Here is a 20,546-nt window from a genome sequence, read left to right as displayed (position 1 = left end):
ACCCGTTGCGTGAGTAAGTTTCCCATTATGCGCCTGGTACGTGGGGCTGCTTCGTCCGGACCGCGCCTGACGGCGCCGCGGCGGGGAGCGTGAGGTCATGATGCGGTGGCTGGTGCGGGCGAGCCTGCGCTTCCGATTGTTGATCATTCCACTTGCGGCGGCGCTGCTCGTGCTCGGCGCGGTCCGGCTCAAGAGCGCCCCGCGCGACGTGCTGCCGGAGTTCACCGCCCCGCGGGTCGAGGTGCAGACCGAGGCGCTGGGGCTGTCGGCCACCGAGGTGGAGCAGCTGATCACCGTGCCGCTCGAGTCGGACCTGCTCAACGGCGTGGCCTGGCTCGACGACATCAATTCGGAGTCGGTGCCCGGCCTGTCGTCCATCGAGATGATCTTCGAGCCGGGCACCGACGTGTTCCGGGCCCGGCAGATGGTGCAGGAGCGCCTGACCCAGGCCCACGCGCTGCCCAATGTGTCCAGCCCGCCGGTGATGCTGCAGCCGCTGTCCTCCACCAACCGCGTGATGATGGTGGGCCTGACCTCGAAGGACCTGTCGCTCACCGAGATGTCGGTGCTGGCCCGCTGGGTGCTGAAGCCCCGGCTGACCGGCGTGCCCGGCGTGGCCAACGTGTCCGTCTGGGGCAACCGCGAGCGCCAGCTGCAGGTGCAGGTCGACCCCGAGAAGCTGCGCGCCAACGGCGTGACGCTGAACCAGGTCGTGTCCACGGCGGGCAACTCGCTGTGGGTGTCGCCGCTGACCTTCCTGGAGGCGTCGACCCCGGGCACCGGCGGCTTCATCGACACGCCGAACCAGCGGCTGGGCATCCAGCACATCCTGCCCATCCGTACGCCGGAGGACCTGGCCCAGGTGACGATCGAGGACCAGGAGTCGGGCAAGCGGCTGCGCCTGGGTGACGTGGCCACCGTGGTCGAGGACCACCAGCCGCTGATCGGCGACGCGCTGGTCTCCGGCGGACCCGGGCTGATGCTGGTGGTGGAGAAGTTCCCGAACGCCGATACCGTCGAGGTCTCGCGCGGGGTCGAGGCGGCGCTGGAGTCGCTGCGGCCCGGCCTGACCGGCGTCCAGGTCGACCCGCACATGTACCGCCCGGCCACCTTCATCGACCACGCCCTGGGCAACGTCGGCCTGGCCGCGCTGCTCGGGCTGGTGCTGCTGGCGCTGGTGCTGATCCTGCTGCTGTGGGAGTGGCGGGCCGCGCTGATCACGTTCCTCGCGGTGGTCCTGTCGGTCACGCTGGCCTGGGTGGTGCTGAGCCTCGCCGGGTACGGGCTGACGTTCATGCTCATCGCCGGGGTGCTGATCGGGCTGGTCTTCGCGATCGCCGACGCGGTCGGCGACACCATGCACCTGTCCCAGCGCCTGCGCGAGCGCCGGATCGCGCAGCGCGACACCGGGCAGGAGATCTCGGCGGGCCGGACCATCCTGAACGCCGCGCTGGAGGTGCGCGGCCCGATGACGTACGCGACGCTGATCATCCTGGTCGCGACCGCGCCGCTGCTGCTGCTCCCGGAGCTGACCGGGTTGTTCTTCCGCCCGCTGGTGCTGGCCTTCGTCGCGGTGGTGCTCGCCTCGTCGCTGGTGTCGCTGACGTTCACCCCGGCGATGGCCGCGGTGCTGCTGCGCGAGGCCCCGCTGGAGCGGCACCGCTCGCCGGTGCTCAGCTGGTGGCACCGGGTCTACGCGCAGGGGCTCGCCGCGGTGCTGCGCGGGCCGGCGCTGGTGTACGGCCTGGCCGGGCTGGTGCTGCTCGGCGGGGCGGTGGCCCTGCTGCAGCCGCTGGCGCAGTCGGCCATCCCGGCCCTGCGGGAGCGCAACCTGCTGGTCCAGTGGGACGCGGTGCCGGGCACCTCGGCCCGCGAGATGACCCGGCTCACCGAGCGGGTCAGCCAGGAGCTGCGCGCCATCCCGGGCGTACGCGACGTCGGCGCGCACCTGGGCCGGGCCATCGCCGCCGACCAGGTCGTCAACGTCGACTCCGGCGAGCTGTGGGTGACCCTGGAGCCCGGCGCCCACTACGACCGGACCCGGCAGGCGGTGGCCGAGCTGGTGGCCAGCTACCCGGGGCTGGACACGGACGTGGTCACCTACCCGGAGCAGCGGATCACGCAGGTGCTGTCCGGGGCCGACGACGCCGTCGTGGTGCGCGTCTACGGCCAGGACCTGAACGTGCTCAAGGCCAAGGCCGCCGAGGTGCGCGACCTGCTCGGCGGGATCGACGGCGTGGTGAACCCGCAGGCCGACCTGCCGGTGGAGCAGCCGACGGTGCAGGTGAAGGTGGACCTGGCCAAGGCGCAGCAGGCCGGGATCAAGCCTGGTGACGTGCGCCGCGCCGCCGCGACGATGCTGTCGGGCATCCAGGTCGGCAACCTGTTCGAGGACCAGAAGGTCTTCGAGGTGGTCGTCTGGGGCAGCCCCGAGGTGCGCAACAGCCTCTCCGGGGTACGCGACCTCATGATCAACACGCCGACCGGCGGGCAGGTGCGCCTGGGCGACGTCGCCGACGTGAACGTGGTGGCCGGACCGAACGTGATCGAACGCGACTCCGTGTCGCGCTACATCGACGTCAGCGCCGGCATCCACGCCCGCGACTACCGCTCCGTGGTCGGCCAGATCGAGGACCGGCTGGAGCACGTGTCGTTCCCGCTGGAGCACCACGCCGAGCTGCTCGGCGGGTACGAGCACCGCATCGACGACCAGAACCGGCTGCTGCTGGGCGCGTTCGCCGCACTGGTCCTGATCTTCCTGCTGCTGCAGGCGGCCGTCGGCGGCTGGCTGCTGTCCACGATGCTGTTCCTGATGCTGCCGGTGGCGGTCGCGGGCGGGCTGGTCGCCGGGGCGATCGGGTCGCAGCTGACGGCGATCAGCTCGCTGGCGGCGTTCACGGCCATCGCCGGGCTCAGCCTGCGCATGGTGCTGCAGCAGGTCAAGCACGCGCAGCAGCTCGAGCGCGGCACCCCCGACACGCCGGGCCAGCCGTTCGGGCCGGAGCTGGTCGCGCGCGCCGCGGCCGAGCAGGCCGGACCGCTGCTGGTCACCGTGGTCGCCACCGCTGCGGCGATGCTGCCGCTGCTGCTGCTGGGCTGGGTGGCCGGGCTGGAGGTGCTGCGCCCGATCGTGTGGGTGCTGCTGGTCGGCCTCGTGGTGACGCTGCTGCTGGCCCTGTTCGTGGTCCCCGCGCTGTACCTGCGGTTCGGCCGCGACAGCCTGCGCGACGAACTTTCCCTGCCCGCCGAACCGCAGGCGATCTGAGTCCGAAGGAGATGACCGTCGTGAAGCGTTGGGGCGGCAAGTGGGACCGCTGGACCGTTATCGCCCTGGTGGTGGGCCTGCTGCTGGTCGCCGGGCTGGGGGTGGCGGCGGTGCTCAAGGAGCCGGCGAGCACCGCGGCCGCACCGAAGCCGGCCAAGGTCGAGGCGCTGCCGGGGCGTACCGAGAAGAAGATCGTGCTGACCGAGGAGGGCGCGGCGCGGCTTGGCCTGCAGACGCAGCCGGTCGCGGCGGCCACCGCCGGCAAGCGCGCGATCACCACCATCCCGTACTCGGCGCTGATGTACCTGCCTGACGGCAGCACCTGGGCGTACACCCCGACCGACCACCCGCTGGCGTTCGTGCGCCACCCGGTGCAGGTCACCGCGATCCAGGGCGACAAGGTGCTGCTCGCCCAGGGCCCCGCCGCGGGCACGCCCGTGGTGACGGTGGGCGTGGCCGAGCTGTACGGCGCGGAAACCGGCGTGGGCAAGTGACGGGGCAGCGGCCATGATGCGATGGATCGTCGGTTCCAGCCTGAAGTTCCGGGCGCTCGTGGTCGCGATCGCCTGCGGCCTGATGCTCCTCGGCGTCGGCCAGCTGCGCGACATGCCGGTCGACGTCTTCCCCGAGTTCGCCCCGCCCCGGGTGGAGATCCAGACGCCCAGCCTGGGCCTGTCCGCCGCCGAGGTCGAGTCGCTGGTCACCGTGCCGCTGGAGCAGGCGCTCAACGGCGTCGAGGGGCTGGACGCGATCCGGTCCAAGTCGGTGCCGCAGCTGTCGTCCATCGTGCTGATCTTCAAGCCCGGCACCGACCTGCTCCGGGCCCGGCAGCTGGTCTCCGAGCGCCTCAACGAGGTGACCGCGACGCTGCCGACCTGGGCCAGCCCGCCGTTCATGCTGCAGCCGCTCTCCTCGACCAGCCGCGTCATGAAGATCGGCCTGTCCTCCCAGGACCGGTCGCTGATCGACCTGTCCATGATCTCGTACTGGACCATCCGCAACCGCCTGCTGCGCGTGCCCGGCGTGGCCAACGTGGCCATCTGGGGCGAGCGCATCCAGATGATGCAGGTCCAGGCCGACCCGGTACGGATGAAGCAGCACGACGTCACCCTCGACGAGGTCATGGAGGTGACCTCCAACGCGCTCGACTCCGGTCTGCTGCGCTACTCCGAGGGCGCCGTGGTCGGCACCGGCGGCGACCTGGAGACGCCCACCCAGCGCATGCCGATCCAGCACGTGCTGCCCATCGTGATGCCCGCCGACCTGGCGCAGGTGCCCGTCGCCGAGCGCGACGGCAAGACCATCAAGCTGTCAGACGTCGCCACCATCACCGAGGACCACCAGCCGCTCATCGGCGACGCCGTCATCAACGGCGGACCCGGCCTGATGCTGATCGTCGAGAAGCTGCCCTGGGGCAACACGCTGGAGGTCACCCAGGGCGTCGAGGAGGCGATGAAGGAGCTCGCCCCCGGCCTGACCGGCATCGACGTCGACACCACCATCTTCCGGCCGGCGACCTTCGTGGAGACCGCCATCGGCAACCTCGGCCGCGCCCTGGCGCTGGGCTGCCTGCTGGTCGTGCTGGTGCTGGCCCTGTTCCTGTTCGAGTGGCGTACGGCGCTGATCAGCCTGATCGCCATCCCGCTGTCGCTGACCGCCGCGACGCTGCTGCTCAACGCGTTCGGGTTCGGCATCAACACCATGATCCTCGCGGGGTTGGTGATCGCCGTCGGCGTCGTCGTCGACGACGCGATCATCGACATCGAGAACATCGTCAGACGCCTGCGCCAGACCCGGCGCGACGGCGCCGACACCTCGCTGCGCACCACCGCCAGGACCGTGCTCGACGCGTCGCTGGAGGTCCGGGGCCCGATCGTCTACGCCACCCTGATCATCATCGCCTCGGCCGTGCCGGTGTTCTTCCTGGAGGGCCTGACCGGCTCCTTCTTCCGGCCGCTGGCGCTGGCGTACATGCTGGCGGTGCTCGCCTCGATGGTCGTCGCGCTGACGGTCACCCCGGCGCTGGCGCTGATCCTGCTGCGCAATGCCCCGCTGGAGCGGCGCGAGTCGCCGCTGGTGCGCTGGCTGCAGCGCGGCTACACGGCGGCGCTGTCGCGCATCACCAAGCGCCCCGGCCGCGCGTACGCCCTGGTCGCGATCATGGTGCTGGCCGGTGTCGCGGTGCTGCCGGGCCTGGGCCAGGCGCTGCTGCCCTCGTTCAAGGAGCGCGACTTCCTGATGCACTGGGTCACCGAGCCGGGCGCCTCGCACCCGGAGGAGGTGCGCATCACCCAGCAGGCCAGCAAGGACCTGATGGCCATTCCGGGGGTACGCAACTTCGGCGCCCACATCGGCCAGGCGCTCATCGCCGACGAGGTCGTCGGCGTGAACTTCGGCGAGAACTGGATCAGCGTCGACCCGTCGGCCGACTACGACACCACCCTGAAGAAGATCGAGGATGTGGTGCAGAGCTACCCGGGCCTGCGCCGCGACGTGCAGACGTACCTCAAGGAGCGGGTGCGCGAGGTGCTGTCCGGCGCGGGCGACGCGGTCGTGGTGCGCATCTACGGCGAGGACCTCACGACCATGAAGGCCCAGGCCGAGCAGGTGCGCGACATCCTGGGCGGCATCGACGGCGTCGTCGACGAGCACATCTCGCTGCAGGCGAACGTGCCGCAGGTGCAGGTCGAGGTGGACCTGGCCAAGGCGCAGGCGCTGGGCGTCAAGCCCGGTGACGTACGCCGCGCCGCCGCCACGCTGATGGCCGGCGAGGAGGTCGGCGACATCTTCCGCGACGGCAAGGCCTACGACGTGAACGTGTGGAGCACGCCCGAGACCAGGCAGAACGTCGACGCGATCAAGCAGCTGCCGATCGACGTGCCCGGCGGCGGCACCGTGCCGCTGGGCGAGGTGGCCTCGGTCAAGGTCGCTGCGACACCCAACCAGATCGAGCACGACGCCGCCTCCCGGAAGATCGACGTGGGCGCGAACGTGCACGGCCGCGACCTCGGCTCGGTCGTCAACGAGCTCGAGACCAAGATGGCCGAGCAGGTCGACTTCCCGCGCGGCTACCACGCCGAACTGCTCGGCGAGTACGCCGAACGCCAGGCCGCCCAGAAGCGGCTGCTGCTGTTCGCGGTACTGGCCGTGGTGGCGATCTTCTTCCTGCTGCAGGCGTCGTACGACAGCTGGCGGCTGGCCCTGCTGTCCTTCCTCACCCTGCCCTCCGCCCTGGTCGGCGGCGTGCTCGCGGCCTTCCTCACCGGCGGACTCATCACGCTCGGATCGCTGGTCGGCTTCTTCACCGTGCTCGGCATCGCCGCCCGCAACGGCATCCTGCTGATCAACCACTTCCAGCACCTGGAACGGGAGGAGGGCGAACCCTTCGGCCTGAGCCTGGTGCTGCGCGGGGCCAAGGAGCGACTCTCGCCGATCCTGATGACCACCCTGGCGACCGGGCTGGCGCTGGTGCCGCTGGTCGTACTGGGTGACATTCCCGGGCACGAGATCGAGCACCCGATGGCCGTGGTCATCCTCGGCGGGCTGGTCACCTCGACGCTGCTCAACCTCTTCGTCCTGCCCGCGCTGTACCTGCGCTTCGGCAAGGGCAAGGCGGGCCGCGCCGCCGCGACCACCGCCCCGGACAGCCCGCTGCCCGCCGGCGCCCCGGGCCGCCCGGCCCCCGCCACCGGCACCATGGCCTCCACCGCCGGCATCGGCCTGGCCGCTGCTGCTGTCGGCCTGGCCGCTGCCGCCGCTGGCGTGGTCAGGGTTGCCGGTGGCCTGGCTGTTGCGGAGCATGATCGCGGATTCCGGTCTTCTGGCCGGGTCGGAGGGGGCGTTCTGACCGCATTCGCTGATCTCCTGCCACGTGATCGGAATCCCCGGGCGGAAAGTGGGGTAGGTGACGCAGTGGCGAGATGGGCGGCTGGGGCGTTGGCGTGGTTGTCCAGGTATCTCACCGGCTGCTACGGGAGCGCGCGCGTTGCCTGACCGTGTACTACGACGCTGGCTGGCCTTCGGGGCAGCCGCCGTCGTGCTCGCCGCCTGGGTGTTCGGGTCGCTCGCCGACGATCTCGTCGCCCAGGACGACCCCGGGCCGACCGATCCGGCGGTCACCGGCTGGCTGGTCTCGCACCGTACCGGCTGGCTCACCCGGTCCCTGCAGGTGCTGACCTGGCTGGGCAGCGGCTGGGTCGCCATCCCGGTGCTGCTGGGCGCGGCGGCCGCCATCCCGCTGTGGCGCTCGCGCCGATGGACGGCGCTGCTGGTGATCGTGGTGACCGTCGGCGCCGCCGCACTGGTCAGTATCGGCAAGCTGGCTCTGGCCCGGGCGCGCCCAGAGGTGTCCGAGGCCCTGACCGGCGCGGGCGGCTACGCGTTCCCGTCCGGCCACACCGCCCAGGCCGCCGCCGCCTACGGTCTGCTCGCCCTGCTCATCTCACTGCGGGTACGCGGACCCGCCCGGGTCGCGGCGTGGCTGGGCGCGGCGCTGCTGGTGCTGGTGGTGGCCTTCTCCCGGGTGTACCTCGGCGTCCACTGGCTCACCGACGTCATCGGCGGCGCCGCCCTCGGCACCGCCTGGCTCGCCGCGGTCCTCGCCGCCGCCTGCCTGCTCAGCCGCCGCTACGTCTGGCGCCCCAGCGCCGACAGCCCCGACCCCGACCGCCCGCACTCCGACGGCCCGCAGTCCGCGACCCGACGATGATCCGAAATCGTGGACGCCAGGTGTCGCTATAGCAGCACCCAGCGTCCACGATCCCGGATCTTCCCACCCGCACCCGACCACGCCACGCCTGACCGCACCACGCGACGCCGCCTAACCACACCCGGCCACGCCGCATTGACCACATCCGGCCACGCCGCGCTGACCGCACCGCGCCCGGCCACGTCGCGCTGACCGCACCGCGCCCGACCGCGCCGGTCCGGGACCGCTGCAGTTCGCGCCCGAGCGCCCACGCTCGCGCCAGTTCGCGCATCCGCCGCGCGGCCTGGTGGTCGTGCAGTTTCGGGGAAGGTGCACGAAAGCGGGCCAAGATTCCTGCACTTTCCCCGAAACTGCACCACCCACGCGCGCCGCGCGTGGACCGCGTGGACCGCGCGGACCGCGCGGACCGCGCGGGGTGCGGTCAGGCGGGGCAGGGTTCGGCGGTGGGGGAGGCGGTTGCGGTGGCCGTCGGGCGGGGGGTGACGGTGAGCATCGGGAGGAAGAACTGGGCCAGGGGGCCGATGGCGAGGGCGTACAGGATGGTGCCGATGCCGACGGTGCCGCCGAGCAGTGCCCCGGCCACGACCACGGTCACCTCCAGCAGCGTGCGCCACCCGCGCAGCGACCACCGGCGGGCGGCCAGGCCGGTCATCAGCCCGTCCCGCGGCCCCGGCCCCAGATTGGCTCCGATGTAGAGGCCACTGGCGAATCCGCACAGCACGATCCCGCCGAGCATGAACGCCCACCTCCCGGCCAGGTGGTCCAGATCGGGCAGCAGCGGGTTCACCGCGTCCACGACCAGCCCGATGACCACGATGTTGGCGACCGTGCCGATGCCGGGCCGCTGCCGCAGCGGGATCCAGCACAGCAGCACCACCGCGCCCATCCCGATCAGCACCGTCCCGACCGACACGCCGAGGTGCCCGGCGATGCCCTGGTGGAGCACGTCCCAGGGCTGGTTGCCCAGGTGGGCGTGGAGCATGAGGCTGATGCTGACGCCGTACGCGGCCAGACCGGCGACGAGCTGGAACAGGCGGCGGGGCAGCCGCTCGCGCAGGGGCATGGCCGCGGGGCGGTGTCCGGCGCGGGGTGGCACGGTTGGCATGGTCAGTGGCTTGCTTGGGCCGGTCATGTCTGCCAGTCTGGAGGCCAATTGAAGAGTCAGGAAGTGCCAATTCGCGCCAGGTGGCTTGGATCAAGTCACTGACCTGGGCGGCTGCGGCGCGAGAGTGGGGAGCGCGACATGAGCGTCTCGGTACGCGGCGGACAGCTCGCCCGCCTGCTCGGCCGCTGGCACGCCCTGCCGGCCCGGCGGCGCAGCCCCGACTACGCCGCGCTGGCCTCCGCCGTGCGCGGCCTGCTCGCCGACGGCCGACTGCCGCTGGGGGTGCGGCTGCCCGCGGAGCGGGAGCTGGCCGAGGCGCTGGAGGTGTCGCGGACGACGGTCAGTGCCGCGTACCGCGAGCTGCGCGACTCCGGCCATCTGACCAGCCGCCGGGGGGCCGGGAGCTGGACCACCCTGCCCAGCGGGCACCGGGTGGCCAGCAGCGGCCTGTGGCTGGCCGACGACGACCTCGACCTGATCGACCTTAGCTGCGCCGCGCTGGCCGCGCCGGACTCGCTGCTGGCGGCCTCGCGGGAGGCGGTCGAGGAGCTGCCGCACTACCTGGGCGGGGCCGGATACCACCCGAGCGGCATCATCGAGCTGCGCGAGGCGGTCGCCGAGCGGTACGCGGCCCGGGGCCTGCCCACCAGCCCCGAGCAGATCATGATCACCAACGGGGTGCTGCACGCGCTGGACCTGATCCTGCGGCTGCAGGTGCCGGTCGGGGCGCAGGTGCTGGTGGAGTCCCCGACGTACCCGAACGCGCTGGCGGCGCTGGCCGGGCGGCGTGCCCGGATCAGCACGCACGGGCTGGACGAGGGCGGCTGGGACGCCGAGCTGCTGCTGGGTGCGCTGCGGCAGACCCGGCCGGGGCTGGCGTACCTGATCCCGGAGTTCCACAACCCGACCGGCCACGTGATGGGCGAGCACCTGCGCGAGCAGCTGGTGGCCACGGCCCAGCGCACCGGTACCGACCTGGTCATCGACGAGTCGTTCGTCGACCTGGCGCTGGACGGCCAGGAGCTGCCGCCCGCGGTGGCCTCCTTCGACCGGCACGGCCGGGTGCTGACCATCGGCGGCATGAGCAAGCCGTTCTGGGGCGGGCTGCGGATCGGCTGGATCCGCGCCTCGGCGCCGATCGTGCAGCGCCTGGCGGCGGTGCGCGTCGGCGTGGACACCGCCGGGCCGGTGCTGGACCAGCTGGTGGCGGTGCGGCTGCTGGCCCGTGCCGACGAGGTGATCCCGAGCCGCCGGGCGCAGCTGGCCGCCCAGCGCGACGCCCTGGTCGCGGCGGTACGCGAGCACCTGCCGACCTGGCGGGTCACCGTGCCCTCGGGCGGGGTGACGCTGTGGGCGGAGCTGGACGGCCCGGTCTCCAGCGCGCTGGCCCGCGCGGTCGAGCCGCTCGGGGTGCGCCTGGCACCGGGTCCGCGCTTCGGCGTCGACGGCACCCTGGAGCGCTTCATCCGGCTGCCGTTCACGCTGCCCGTGCCGGAGCTGGTCGACGGCGTACGCCGCATCGCCGCGGCCCGCTACGACCTGGACCGCACCGGCCGCCCGCAGTGGAGCGAGCCCGCGCTGATCGCCTGAGCAGGCACTATGTGACAAAAACGGAGGGGCGGCTTGTGGCCGCCCCTCCGTACCTCACTTGCGCGGGTGCCGAGTCAGATCTCGACGAGCGATCCCTGGTACATCTTCTCGATTTCTGAGGCGAAATTGGTCTCCACCGTGCGTCGCTTCAGCTTCAGCGATGGGGTGATCTCTCCCGACTCGATGGTGAGATCGCGCGGCAGGATGGTGAACTTCTTGATCGTCTCCCACCGGTTCAGCTTGGCGTTCAGCTCGTCGATGTGGCCGCTGACCATGGCCTTCGCCTCGTCGGAGCCGACGATCTCGGCGTAGCTCTTGCCCTCCAGCGGTCCGCCCGCCGCCCAGCCGACGATCGACTCGGGGTCGAGCGTCACCAGCATCGAGCAGTAGTTGCGCGCGTTGCCGATGACCAGGACCTGCGAGGTGTACGGGCACAGCGCCTTGAACAGCCCCTCGATGTGGCTGGGGGCGATGTACTTGCCGCCGGAGGTCTTGACCAGGTCCTTCTTGCGGTCAGTGATCTTGAGGTAGCCCGAACCGTCCAACTCGCCGATGTCGCCGGTGCGGAAGAACCCGTCCTCGGTGAAGACCGACGCGGTCTCCTCGGGCAGGTTGTGGTAGCCGCGCATGACCGGAGCGCCGCGCATCAGGATCTCGCCGTCGGTGTCGAGCCTGACCTCAAGGTCGCCCAGCGCCTGGCCGACGGTGCCGATCTTCAGCTGGCCGGGCCGGTTGACGAAGGCGCCCGCGCAGTTCTCGGTGAGGCCGTAGCCCTCGCTGATGGGCAGGCCCGCGGCGGCGAAGAACTCCGCGATCGGCACCGACAGGGCGGCCGACCCGGAGACCATGTAGCGGATGTTGCCGCCCAGGCGGGCGTGCAGCTTGCTGAAGACCAGCTTGTGCGCGAGGCCGTACTTGCGGTTGAGGCTGCTGGGGACCGGCTTGCCGGCCTGCTCCAGGGCCACCTTCCGGCGACCGACGCCGACGGCCCAGGCGAAGATCTTCGCCTTGAGCCCGCCTGCCGAGGTGGCCTGGGTGACCACCCGGTTGTAGACCTTCTCGAAGATGCGGGGCGCGGCGCACATCAGCGTCGGCTTGATCAGGCTCAGGTTGTCGATGATCTTGTCGACTCGGCCGTCGACGTAGGTCGGCACGCCGACGTGGATGATTCCGCAGATCAGCGTCTTGCCGAACGAGTGCGACATCGGCAGCCAGAGGAACTGCACGTCGGAAGCGAGCAGTACGCCGACGTCGGCCTGCGCCACACCCTCCCAGCACCAACCGCGGTGCAGCAGCTCGACGCCCTTGGGCCGGCCGGTGGTGCCGGAGGTGTAGATCAGGGTGGCCAGGTGCTCCGGGGCGATCCCGGCGATGATCGAGTCGACGAGGCCGGGCGTGGCCGCTTGCACCTCGGCGCCGCGGCGCTCCAGCTCGGCCATGGTCAGCTGCGGAATCTCGGCGTCCGGGTCGGCCGCACCGTCGATGAGCACGATGTGGGTGAGCGTCGGCGCCGCAGCCCGGCTCATCTTGGCGGCCTGGGCCGGGTTCTCGGCGAACAGCACCTTGGAGCCCGAGTCGGCCACGATGAAGCAGGCGTCCTCCGGCTCGGTGGTCGGGTACACCGTGGTGGTCGCGGCGCTGGAGCACATGATGCCCAGGTCGGCGACGATCCAGTCGAGCCGGGTGCTGGACAGGATCGCGACGCGGTCCTCCTGCCCGACGCCCAGCGTGGTCAGCCCCGCGGCGATGGCCTTGGCCCGGTCGGCGATCTGCGTCCAGGTGAACCAGACGGGCTGGCCGTCGGCGCCTGGCGCGCCGAAGGCGCGTTTGTCGGGTGACGCCGCCACCCGCTGCAGGAACATGTCCGGAATGGAACGGTACGGCACGTCGAGTGTCATAGGTGAAGGCCGCCTCTGGGGTAGGCAACGGTGACGGGGGACACGTTTTAACTTGGGTGTTACCGAAGGGTAATGCGGTGATCGGGTGTGCGGAACCCCTCCCGAAGATCTTTCTGCAGCACCGGCGGCCTCAGACGCCCAGCCGGGCGGTGCGCAGCCGGGCCGCGTGCTCGGGCGTGCCGTCGACGCTGGCCCGCGCGTGCCCCTGCCGCCCCGACAGGAACATCAGCAGCTCGCCCGGGGTGCCGGTCAGCGAGAGCGGGTGCGTGCCGGGCCGGCCGACGATGACCGTCCCGTGACCGGGCGCGGTCACCCGCACCTGCACCGGGTAGCGGCGCAGCGTCAGCCGGGCCTGGCGGCCCACCGCCTGCCACAGCGCCTCGGACAGGCCCGAGGGCAGGTCGCGCGGCAGCCAGCCCGGTTCGGCCCGGCGTACGTCCTCCAGGTGGATGAACATCTCGGTGAGGTTGGCCGCCTCGTCCACGAGCCGGTTGCTCACCGGGCTCCACCACGGCGGGTCGCGCAGCTCCCGCAGCAGCTCGGCGAAGTCGCGCCCGGCGATGCGCCGCTGCACCCGCTCGGTGCGCGCGGCCAGCTTCTTGATCAGGATGCCGCCCGCCGCGTCCGGCCGCCGCTCCCGCAGCAGCAGGTGGGCCAGCAGGTCCCGCACGGTCCAGTCGCCGCAGAGGGTGGGGGCGTCCGGTCCGACCTCCGCCATCAGGTCGGCCAGGGCTAGCCTTTCGGTGAAGGCGTACCGGGTCATGTCGGCGATACTACGGAGGCGCGTCGAGGTGTGACGCCCGGCACAGCACTAACCCGCTCGCCTGCGGCGGGGCGCGTCGGTAAGGATAGGAAGCCAAGCTAATTACTTACCGATCGACGGGGCAGCACAGGTGACGACCGACGAACCGGCCGAAGCGGCCAAACCCCAGGTCACTGGGCGCGACGTCCTGGCGCGCGGCGCCAGGGTCATGTGGCGCGGCATCCGCGACGAGCCCCGCCGCTTCACCATCGCGGTGGTGGGCAGCTGCCTCTTCGGCAGCCTGGTCATCGGCCAGGCGTTCGTGGTGGGCGAGATCATCGAGGACGTGGTGGAGCCGGCGCTGGCCCCCGGCGGCAGCGTCACCGCGCGGGCGCTGGTCCTGTCGGCCGTCGCGCTGATCGCGATGGGCCTGGGCCGGGTGCTCGGCATCTTCGGCCGCCGCCTGGGCGCCGGGTTCATGCAGTTCGCGCTGCAGGCCCGCTACCGCCACGAGGTGACCGGCCGCTACCTGCGCCTGCCGCTGTCCTGGCACCAGCGCCACGCCACCGGCACGCTGCTGTCCAACGCCAACTCCGACGTCGAGGCCGCGTGGATGCCCGTCGCGCCGCTGCCGTTCGCCGTCGGCACCGTCTTCATGCTGATCGTCGCGGTGACCGCGCTGTTCCTGGTGGACTGGGCGATGGCCCTGGTCGGCCTGGTCGTCTTCCCGGTCCTGTTCGTGATGAACGTGGTCTTCTCCCGCCGGATGGCGCCGCGTACCGCCCGCGCCCAGCACCTGCGCGCCGAGGTCAGCGCGATCGCGCACGAGAGCTTCGACGGCGCGCTGGTCGTGAAGACGATGGGCCGCGAGGACCTGGAGACGCGCCGCTTCGAGGCCCGCGCCCAGGAACTGCGCGACGCGCTGGTCAGCGTCGGGCGCCTGCGCGGCCTGTTCGACCCGCTGATGGAGTCGCTGCCGTTCCTGGGCACCCTGGCCGCCCTGGTCGTCGGCGCCTGGCGGCTGCAGGCCGGGGCGATCGACCTGGGCCAGCTGATCCAGGTGACGTTCCTGTTCACGGTGCTGGCGTTCCCGGTCCGGGCCATCGGCTGGGTGCTGGGCGACCTGCCCCGCGCCGTCGCCGGATGGGACCGGGTCGAGCGGGTGCTGCAGGCCACCGGCGAGATGCCGTACGGCACCGGCGGCGCCACCGGCACCGGCCCGGCGCAGCTCAGCTTCCAGCAGGTGCACTTCGGCTACGACACCGGCCAGCCGGTGCTGCACAACGTCAGCTTCACCATCCCGGCGGGCAGGACCGTCGCCCTGGTCGGCCCGACCGGCTCCGGCAAGTCGACCATCGCCACCCTGGCCACCCGCCTGCTCGACCCGCAGCACGGCACCGTCGCCCTCGACGGCGTGGACGTGCGCGAGCTGTCCGCCGCCGCGCTCGCCTCGACCGTGGCGCTGGTCCCGCAGATCGCCTTCGTATTCGACGACACGGTGCGCGGCAACGTCGCGCTGGACCGCCCCGGCACCGACGACGACCGGGTATGGCAGTCGCTGACCACCGCCCAGGCCGACACCTTCGTCACCCGCCTGCCCGAGGGGCTGGACACGGCGCTCGGCGAGCGCGGCACCTCCCTGTCGGGCGGGCAGCGCCAGCGGGTCACCCTGGCCCGCGCCCTGGCCGGGCAGCCGCGGCTGCTGATCCTCGACGACGCGACCAGCGCCGTCGACCCGCGCGTCGAGGCGCGCATCCTGGCCTCGCTGCGGGGGGCGTCGCACGCGGCGTCGATCCTGGTCGTGGCGTACCGCCGGGCCACCATCGCGCTGGCCGACGAGGTGATCTACGTCGAGCAGGGCCGGGTGGTCGCCCACGGCACCCACGACGAGCTGCTGTCGACCGTCACCGGCTACGCCGACCTGGTCACCGCGTACGAGAAGGCCGAGGCCGAACGGGAACGCGACACCGGCTACGACTCCGACGACGCCGCGTCCGTACGCGAGGAAGAGGTGGCGGCGTGACCGCGCAGGCAGAACCGAAAGCGCAGCCGACCGGCACCTTCCGCACGCTGCGGCGCGGGCTGGCGCTCTCGCCCGAGCTGCGGGCGGGCCTCGCGGGGACCGTCGCGCTGGCCCTGGTCTCGATGGTCGGCCGGGCGGCCGTCCCGGTCGCCATCCAGCAGGGCATCGACAAGGGCCTCAGTGTCGCGGGCGGCCCCGACATGGCCGTCATCCTGCGGATCGTCGCCATCACCGTGGGCATCCTGGCGATCACCACCACCTGCGGCTACTTCATGATGCGGCGGCTGTTCACGGTCAGCGAGACCGCGCTGGCCAACCTCCGCGTCCGGGCCTTCCGGCACATCCACGACCTGTCGATGCTGCACCAGCAGTCCGAGCGGCGGGGCACGCTGGTCTCCCGGGTCACCAGCGACATCGACACCATCACCCAGTTCCTGCAGTGGGGCGGGGTGATCCTGCTGGTCAACGGCGGGCAGCTGGTGGTCACCACGATCGTCATGTCGGTCTACTCGTGGAAGCTCACGCTGGTGGTGCTGGCCGCGTTCCTGCCCGCGGTGGTGGTCATCCGGGCCTTCCAGAAGCGGCTGGGCGGCGCGTACGCCGAGAGCCGCCGCCGCATCGGCGTCATGCTGGGGGCCGTCTCCGAGTCGGTCGTCGGCGCGAGCGTCATCCGGGCGTACGGCATCTCCGAGCGCAGCGGCGCGAAGCTGTCCGAGACCATCGACGACTACCAGCGTGCCCAGCGCCGCGCCATGCGGCTGAGCGTCACCAGCTTCTCCACCGGCGAGATCGCCGCCGCGCTGGCGCTGTCGGCCGTGGTGGTCGTCGGCACCCTGCTCGGCGTCGACGGCCAGATCTCGCTGGGCGAGCTGACCGCGTACCTGTTCCTGGTCACGCTGTTCATCCAGCCCGTGCAGATCGCCACCGAGGTCCTCAACGAGCTGCAGAACGCCACCGCCGGCTGGAGCCGGGTGCTGGACGTCCTCCAGCTCCAGCCCGACGTGGCCGACCCCGCCCACAACGGCGTCGACCTGCCCGAAGGCCCGCTGGACGTGCGCTTCGACCAGGTCAGCTTCGCGTACCCGGCCGGCGAGCCCGGCAAGACCGGCCCGCGCGTACTGCACGAGGTGCACCTGGACATCCCGGCCAAGACCCGGGTGGCCGTCGTCGGCGAGACCGGCAGCGGCAAGACCACGTTCGCCAAGCTGCTGACCCGCCTGATGGACCCCACCGACGGCGCGGTCCACCTGTCCGGCACGCCGCTGACCTCGGTGCGCTTCGGCTCGCTGCGCTCGCGCGTGGTGATGGTGCCGCAGGACGGGTTCCTGTTTGACGCCTCCATCGCCGACAACGTGCGCTTCGCCCGCCCTGACCTGACCGACGAGCAGCTCACCGCCGCCTTCGCGGAGCTGGGCCTGCTCGACTGGGTGCAGGGCCTGACCAACGGGCTGGACACCCAGGTGGGGGAGCGCGGCGAGGCGCTGAGCGTGGGCGAGCGGCAGCTGGTCGCCCTGGTCCGGGCGTACGTCGCCGACCCGGATCTGCTCGTCCTCGACGAGGCCACCAGCGCCGTCGACCCCGCCACCGAGGTACGCCTCCAGCGCACCCTCGACGCGGTGACCCGGGGCCGGACCACGGTCGCCATCGCGCACCGCCTGTCCACGGCCCAGGCCGCCGACGAGGTGATCGTCGTCGACCGGGGCGTGGTCGTCCAGCGCGGCCCGCACGACGAGCTGGTCACCCACCCCGACTCCATCTACGCCAAGCTCTACGCCAGCTGGCTCGAACAAACCCGCTGACCCCCCACGAAGGGCGGCGCCCCCTCGGGGAGCGCCGCCCTTCGTGCAGTTTCGGGGAAAGTGCTGGAATCGCGGCCGAGATTCCAGCACTTTCCCCGAAACTGCACGGCCGGTCGCGCGCGTGAGGCGGGCGGGTCAGCGCGAGTAGAACTCCACCACGAGCTGCTCGTCGCAGATGACGGGGATCTCGCTGCGCTGCGGTTCGCGGGTGAGAGTGGCGCGCAGGTCCGGCAGCGACACCTCCAGGTACGGCGCGGTGGGCCCGTCGAGGTGCGCGCCGGCCGCGGCGAGCTGGAACGGCGGCTTCACGCGGCTGCGCTCACGGACCCGGATGGTCTGCCACGGCGCCACCCGGTACGACGGCCGGTCCACCTTGCGCCCGTCGACCTCGATGTGCCCGTGCGCCACCGCCTGGCGCGCCTGGTAGACGGTGCGCGCGAACCCGGCCCGCAGCACGAGGGCGTCCAGGCGGCACTCCAGCGCGACGAGCAGCCGCTCGCCGGTCTTGCCGGCGCCCCGCGCCGCCTTGTCGAACTGGTTGCGCAGCTGCGTCTCGCTCACGAAGTACTGGTGGCGCAGCCGCTGCTTCTCCAGCAGCCGGACCTGGTAGTCCGACGGCTTCTTGCGGGCCCGCCCGTGCACGCCCGGCGGGAACGGCCGCCGCTCGAAGTACTTGACGCACTTGGGTGTCAGCGGGATGCCCAGTGCGCGCGACAGCTTCGCCTTGGGCCGGGACTGATTCACGAGGGTGCCTCCAACGCGCGTTCGGTGATATAGGTTAGGCTGTCCTAACAAAGGACACCCTAACCTACGTTGGAGGTACGTCGTGCCGCACCCCGCCGCCACCGCCCGGACCATCGCTTGCGGACACCACGCCGGCATCGCGCAGGTGCCGTGGGCCGACAGCCCGTTCCGGGTGCGCCACGCCGTCGACTCGGTGGGCCGCCCGCTGCTGCTCGTACGCGTCGGCGGTGCGCTGGACCGCGCGCTCACGCCCCGCGACGGCGACGAGGACACGGCGATGGTGCTCGCCGTCGGCGGCGACCGCAGCCGGGTCTGGATCTCCGGCTGGGCGACGGGGCTGGCGGGCCTGGCCGCCCGCGCCGCCGCGCTGGAGTTCGCCGAGGCCAACCCGGCCAGCGACCTGCTCGACGTCGGCCGCGGCTTCCGGCTGTACCGGCTGGACGTGGCCGAGGTGCGGCTGCAGTGCCCGGCCGGGCACCTGACCGACGTGGACGCCGACGACTACGCCGCAGCCGAGCCCGAGGTGTCCAGCTCCCCGGTCAGGTAGCGCTGCACGTTCGGGGCGATCATGCCGACCAGCTGCTCGGAGGGCAGCGAGGCGATGGGTTCGAGCTTCAGGATGTACCGCGCGAACGCGAGCCCGCCGATCTGGCTGACGACCAGGCTCGCCCGCAGCTGCGCCTGCGCCGGGTCGAGCTGCAGCTCGGCCAGCACCCGGCGCAGGATCTGCGTGGTCAGGAACTCGCGCAGCAGCTTCAGCGTCCACTCGTTGCTCACCGCCGAGCGCAGCAGCGACGCCCCGATGGCGCCCACCGGCGAGTCCCAGATGCTCAGGAACGTACGCACCAGCCGGGCCCCGGCCTCGTCCCGGCCGCCCGCGGTCACCTCGGCGACCAGCTGCTGCGGGTCCACCGGGAACTGCATGGCCGCGATGAACAGCTTCTCCTTGGTGCCGAAGTAGTGGTGCACCAGCGCCGGGTCGACCTCGGCCTCGGCCCCGATCGCGCGCATCGTCGCCGCGTCGAAGCCCCGCTCGGCGAACAGGTTCCGGGCCGCGGCCAGGATCGACTCGCGGGTGTCGGGATTGCCCGGTCGGCGCCCGGAACGGCTGCGCTTCATCTGGTCCCTCCCCGTCGGCGGCCCGGTCCGGTCCGATTCTTCCGGACCGGACCGCCGACGCGGCCTACGGGGTGCGGCGGCGCAGCGTCGCGGCCGCGGCGAGCAGCGCGACGAGCACCGCCCCGACCACCACGGCGAAGTCGCGCCACATGGTGCCCGTGGCGTCGGTGTGCGCGCCGACCTCCTGCAGCGCCTCCACCGCGTACGTCAGCGGCAGCGCGCTGCTGACCGCCTCCAGCCAGCCGGCCATCGCCTCACGCGGCACGAACAGCCCGCACAGCAGCAGCTGCGGGATGGCCACCACCGGCATGAACTGCACCGCCTGGAACTCGGTCTTGGCGAACGCGCTGGCCAGCAGGCCCAGCGCCATGCCCAGCACGGCGTTGGCCACCGCGATCATGATGACCAGCCCGGGGCTGCCCTGGGTGTCCAGCCCGAGCAGCAGGTAGGCCAGGGCGCTGGCGACGGCCGCCTGCAGCGCGGCGGCCAGACCGAACGCCAGGCCGTACCCGAAGAGGAGGTCGGTCTTGCGCAGCGGCGTGGTGAGCAGGCGTTCGAGGGTGCCGGTGGTGCGCTCGCGCAGCATCGCGATGCTGGTGATCAGGAACATGATGATGAAGGGGAAGACGCCGAGCATGACCAGCGCCAGGTGGTCGAAGACCATGCCCTGGCCGTCGAACATGTAGTAGAGCAGCGTCAGCAGCAGGGTGGGCACGGCCACGAGCATCGCCACGGTACGGCGGTCGTGGCGCAGTTGGCGCAGGATGCGCCCGGTGGTGTGCAGCAGGATCATGCGGGCACCGCCTCCCGACGGCGGATCAGGGTGAGGAAGGCCTGATCGAGGTCGTCGGTCCCGGCGGCGGCCTTCACCGCGGCGGGGGTGTCGTCGGCGATCAGCAGGCCCTCGCGGATGAGCAGCAGCCGGTCGCAGCGGTTCGCCTCGTCCATGACGTGGCTGGACACCAGCACCGTCGACCCGGCCTCGGCCAGGCCGCGGAACTGCGCCCACAGCTCGTCGCGCAGCACCGGGTCCTGCCCGACGGTGGGCTCGTCCAGGATCAGCACCTTCGGCTTGCTGACGATCGCGCAGGCCAGCGAGGCGCGGCTGCGCTGGCCGCCGGACAGGTCGCCGACCAGCTGCCTGGCCGCCCCGGCCAGGCCCACGTCGCGGACGGCCGCGTCGGCATCGGCCGCGCCCAGCCCGTAGAGCGAGGCGAAGTAGCGGGCGTTCTCGCGGACGGTGAGGTCCGCGTACACACTGGGGGCCTGGGTCAGGTAGCCGATCTGGCGGCGCAGCGCGGTATGGCCCGCGGGGTGGCCAAGCACGGTGACCGTGCCCGACCGCACCACCTGCACGCCCACGACGGCCCGCATCAGCGTGGTCTTCCCGCTGCCCGACGGCCCCAGCAACCCGGTGATGCTCCCCGCCTCGATGGCGCAGGTCAGGCCGTGGAGCACGGGTCGGGAACCCCGATGCACGACGAGGTCGGCGACCTCGATCGCGATTGTCATCGACATCCTCCTAATTCAACACTTGGTGAACTCAACGCTAG

At 72.0% G+C, this 20,546-nt stretch carries 15 protein-coding genes; 8 read left to right on the top strand and 7 right to left on the bottom strand.

All coding sequences use genetic code 11. The features are described from left to right. The first annotated feature begins 97 nt into the window (after positions 1–97). From QEZ54_RS28050 to QEZ54_RS28035, 4 genes are read left to right on the top strand one after another with little or no spacing between them, the layout of a single operon-like run. Positions 98–3,265 (top strand): efflux RND transporter permease subunit, encoded by a 3,168-nt coding sequence (locus tag QEZ54_RS28050; protein ID WP_281307732.1) that lies wholly within the window; start codon positions 98–100, stop codon positions 3,263–3,265. 20 nt (positions 3,266–3,285) lie between these two features. Continuing rightward, entirely contained in the window at positions 3,286–3,759 is a 474-nt protein-coding gene (locus QEZ54_RS28045; RefSeq protein WP_281307731.1) for a hypothetical protein, read from the top strand. Positions 3,760–3,772: 13 nt separating this feature from the next. After that, positions 3,773–7,258 carry an efflux RND transporter permease subunit gene (locus QEZ54_RS28040; protein ID WP_281307730.1) on the top strand — a complete coding sequence of 1,162 codons (3,486 nt, stop codon included), beginning with the start codon at positions 3,773–3,775 and terminating at the stop codon, positions 7,256–7,258. After that, positions 7,251–7,973 carry a phosphatase PAP2 family protein gene (locus QEZ54_RS28035; RefSeq protein ID WP_281307729.1) on the top strand — a complete coding sequence of 241 codons (723 nt, stop codon included), beginning with the start codon at positions 7,251–7,253 and terminating at the stop codon, positions 7,971–7,973. The genes QEZ54_RS28040 and QEZ54_RS28035 overlap by 8 nt, the downstream gene beginning before the upstream one ends. A 421-nt stretch (positions 7,974–8,394) precedes the next feature. Here the strand turns inward: QEZ54_RS28035 and QEZ54_RS28030 are convergent, their stop codons facing one another. Beyond that, positions 8,395–9,036: a hypothetical protein gene (locus QEZ54_RS28030; protein ID WP_281307819.1), complete on the bottom strand. Its 642-nt coding sequence runs from the start codon at positions 9,034–9,036 to the stop codon at positions 8,395–8,397. A 180-nt stretch (positions 9,037–9,216) separates the two neighbouring features. Here QEZ54_RS28030 and QEZ54_RS28025 point away from each other — a divergent pair, with 180 nt between their 5' ends. Continuing rightward, complete coding sequence (locus QEZ54_RS28025; protein WP_281307728.1) at positions 9,217–10,668, top strand: PLP-dependent aminotransferase family protein; 1,452 nt, start codon at positions 9,217–9,219, stop codon at positions 10,666–10,668. Between the two features lie 74 nt (positions 10,669–10,742). Here the strand turns inward: QEZ54_RS28025 and QEZ54_RS28020 are convergent, their stop codons facing one another. Then, complete coding sequence (locus tag QEZ54_RS28020) at positions 10,743–12,566, bottom strand: long-chain fatty acid--CoA ligase (protein ID WP_281307727.1); 1,824 nt, start codon at positions 12,564–12,566, stop codon at positions 10,743–10,745. Positions 12,567–12,696: 130 nt separating this feature from the next. After that, on the bottom strand, positions 12,697–13,329 hold the full coding sequence (locus tag QEZ54_RS28015; RefSeq protein WP_281307726.1) for a TIGR03085 family metal-binding protein: 633 nt from the start codon (positions 13,327–13,329) through the stop codon (positions 12,697–12,699). A gap of 208 nt (positions 13,330–13,537) precedes the next feature. On the opposite strand from QEZ54_RS28015, the gene QEZ54_RS28010 reads away from it, so the two are divergent. Together QEZ54_RS28010 and QEZ54_RS28005 are read left to right on the top strand one after the other, a co-directional pair. Beyond that, positions 13,538–15,331 carry an ABC transporter ATP-binding protein gene (locus QEZ54_RS28010; protein ID WP_281307818.1) on the top strand — a complete coding sequence of 598 codons (1,794 nt, stop codon included), beginning with the start codon at positions 13,538–13,540 and terminating at the stop codon, positions 15,329–15,331. Beyond that, positions 15,328–17,130: an ABC transporter ATP-binding protein gene (locus tag QEZ54_RS28005; protein ID WP_281307725.1), complete on the top strand. Its 1,803-nt coding sequence runs from the start codon at positions 15,328–15,330 to the stop codon at positions 17,128–17,130. Before QEZ54_RS28010 ends, QEZ54_RS28005 begins: the two co-directional genes overlap by 4 nt. A gap of 135 nt (positions 17,131–17,265) precedes the next feature. On the opposite strand, the gene rpsD is transcribed toward QEZ54_RS28005, so the two are convergent. Continuing rightward, a complete protein-coding gene (gene rpsD, locus QEZ54_RS28000) occupies positions 17,266–17,874 on the bottom strand; it encodes a 30S ribosomal protein S4 (protein ID WP_281307724.1) in 609 nt (202 codons plus the stop codon). Positions 17,875–17,956: 82 nt separating this feature from the next. On the opposite strand from rpsD, the gene QEZ54_RS27995 reads away from it, so the two are divergent. Then, the gene (locus QEZ54_RS27995; protein ID WP_281307723.1) at positions 17,957–18,421 is read left to right on the top strand and encodes a hypothetical protein; all 465 of its coding nucleotides are present in this window, start codon (positions 17,957–17,959) and stop codon (positions 18,419–18,421) included. On the opposite strand, the gene QEZ54_RS27990 is transcribed toward QEZ54_RS27995, so the two are convergent. From QEZ54_RS27990 to QEZ54_RS27980, 3 genes are all read right to left on the bottom strand, one after another. Then, positions 18,376–18,993, bottom strand: coding sequence for a TetR family transcriptional regulator (locus QEZ54_RS27990; RefSeq protein WP_281307722.1), 618 nt, complete (start codon positions 18,991–18,993; stop codon positions 18,376–18,378). The two genes, QEZ54_RS27995 and QEZ54_RS27990, sit on opposite strands and share 46 nt — an antisense overlap. A 64-nt stretch (positions 18,994–19,057) precedes the next feature. Then, entirely contained in the window at positions 19,058–19,786 is a 729-nt protein-coding gene (locus tag QEZ54_RS27985; protein WP_281307721.1) for an ABC transporter permease, read from the bottom strand. After that, positions 19,783–20,505: an ABC transporter ATP-binding protein gene (locus QEZ54_RS27980; protein WP_281307720.1), complete on the bottom strand. Its 723-nt coding sequence runs from the start codon at positions 20,503–20,505 to the stop codon at positions 19,783–19,785. The genes QEZ54_RS27985 and QEZ54_RS27980 overlap by 4 nt, the downstream gene beginning before the upstream one ends. Positions 20,506–20,546 lie beyond the last annotated feature (41 nt).

Source organism: Catellatospora sp. KI3 (genome assembly GCF_029948125.1).
In the GTDB taxonomy this organism is placed as follows: domain Bacteria; phylum Actinomycetota; class Actinomycetes; order Mycobacteriales; family Micromonosporaceae; genus Catellatospora.
The sequence above is the reverse complement of the archived record's forward strand: the minus strand, read 5'-3'. Positions and strand labels throughout refer to the sequence as shown.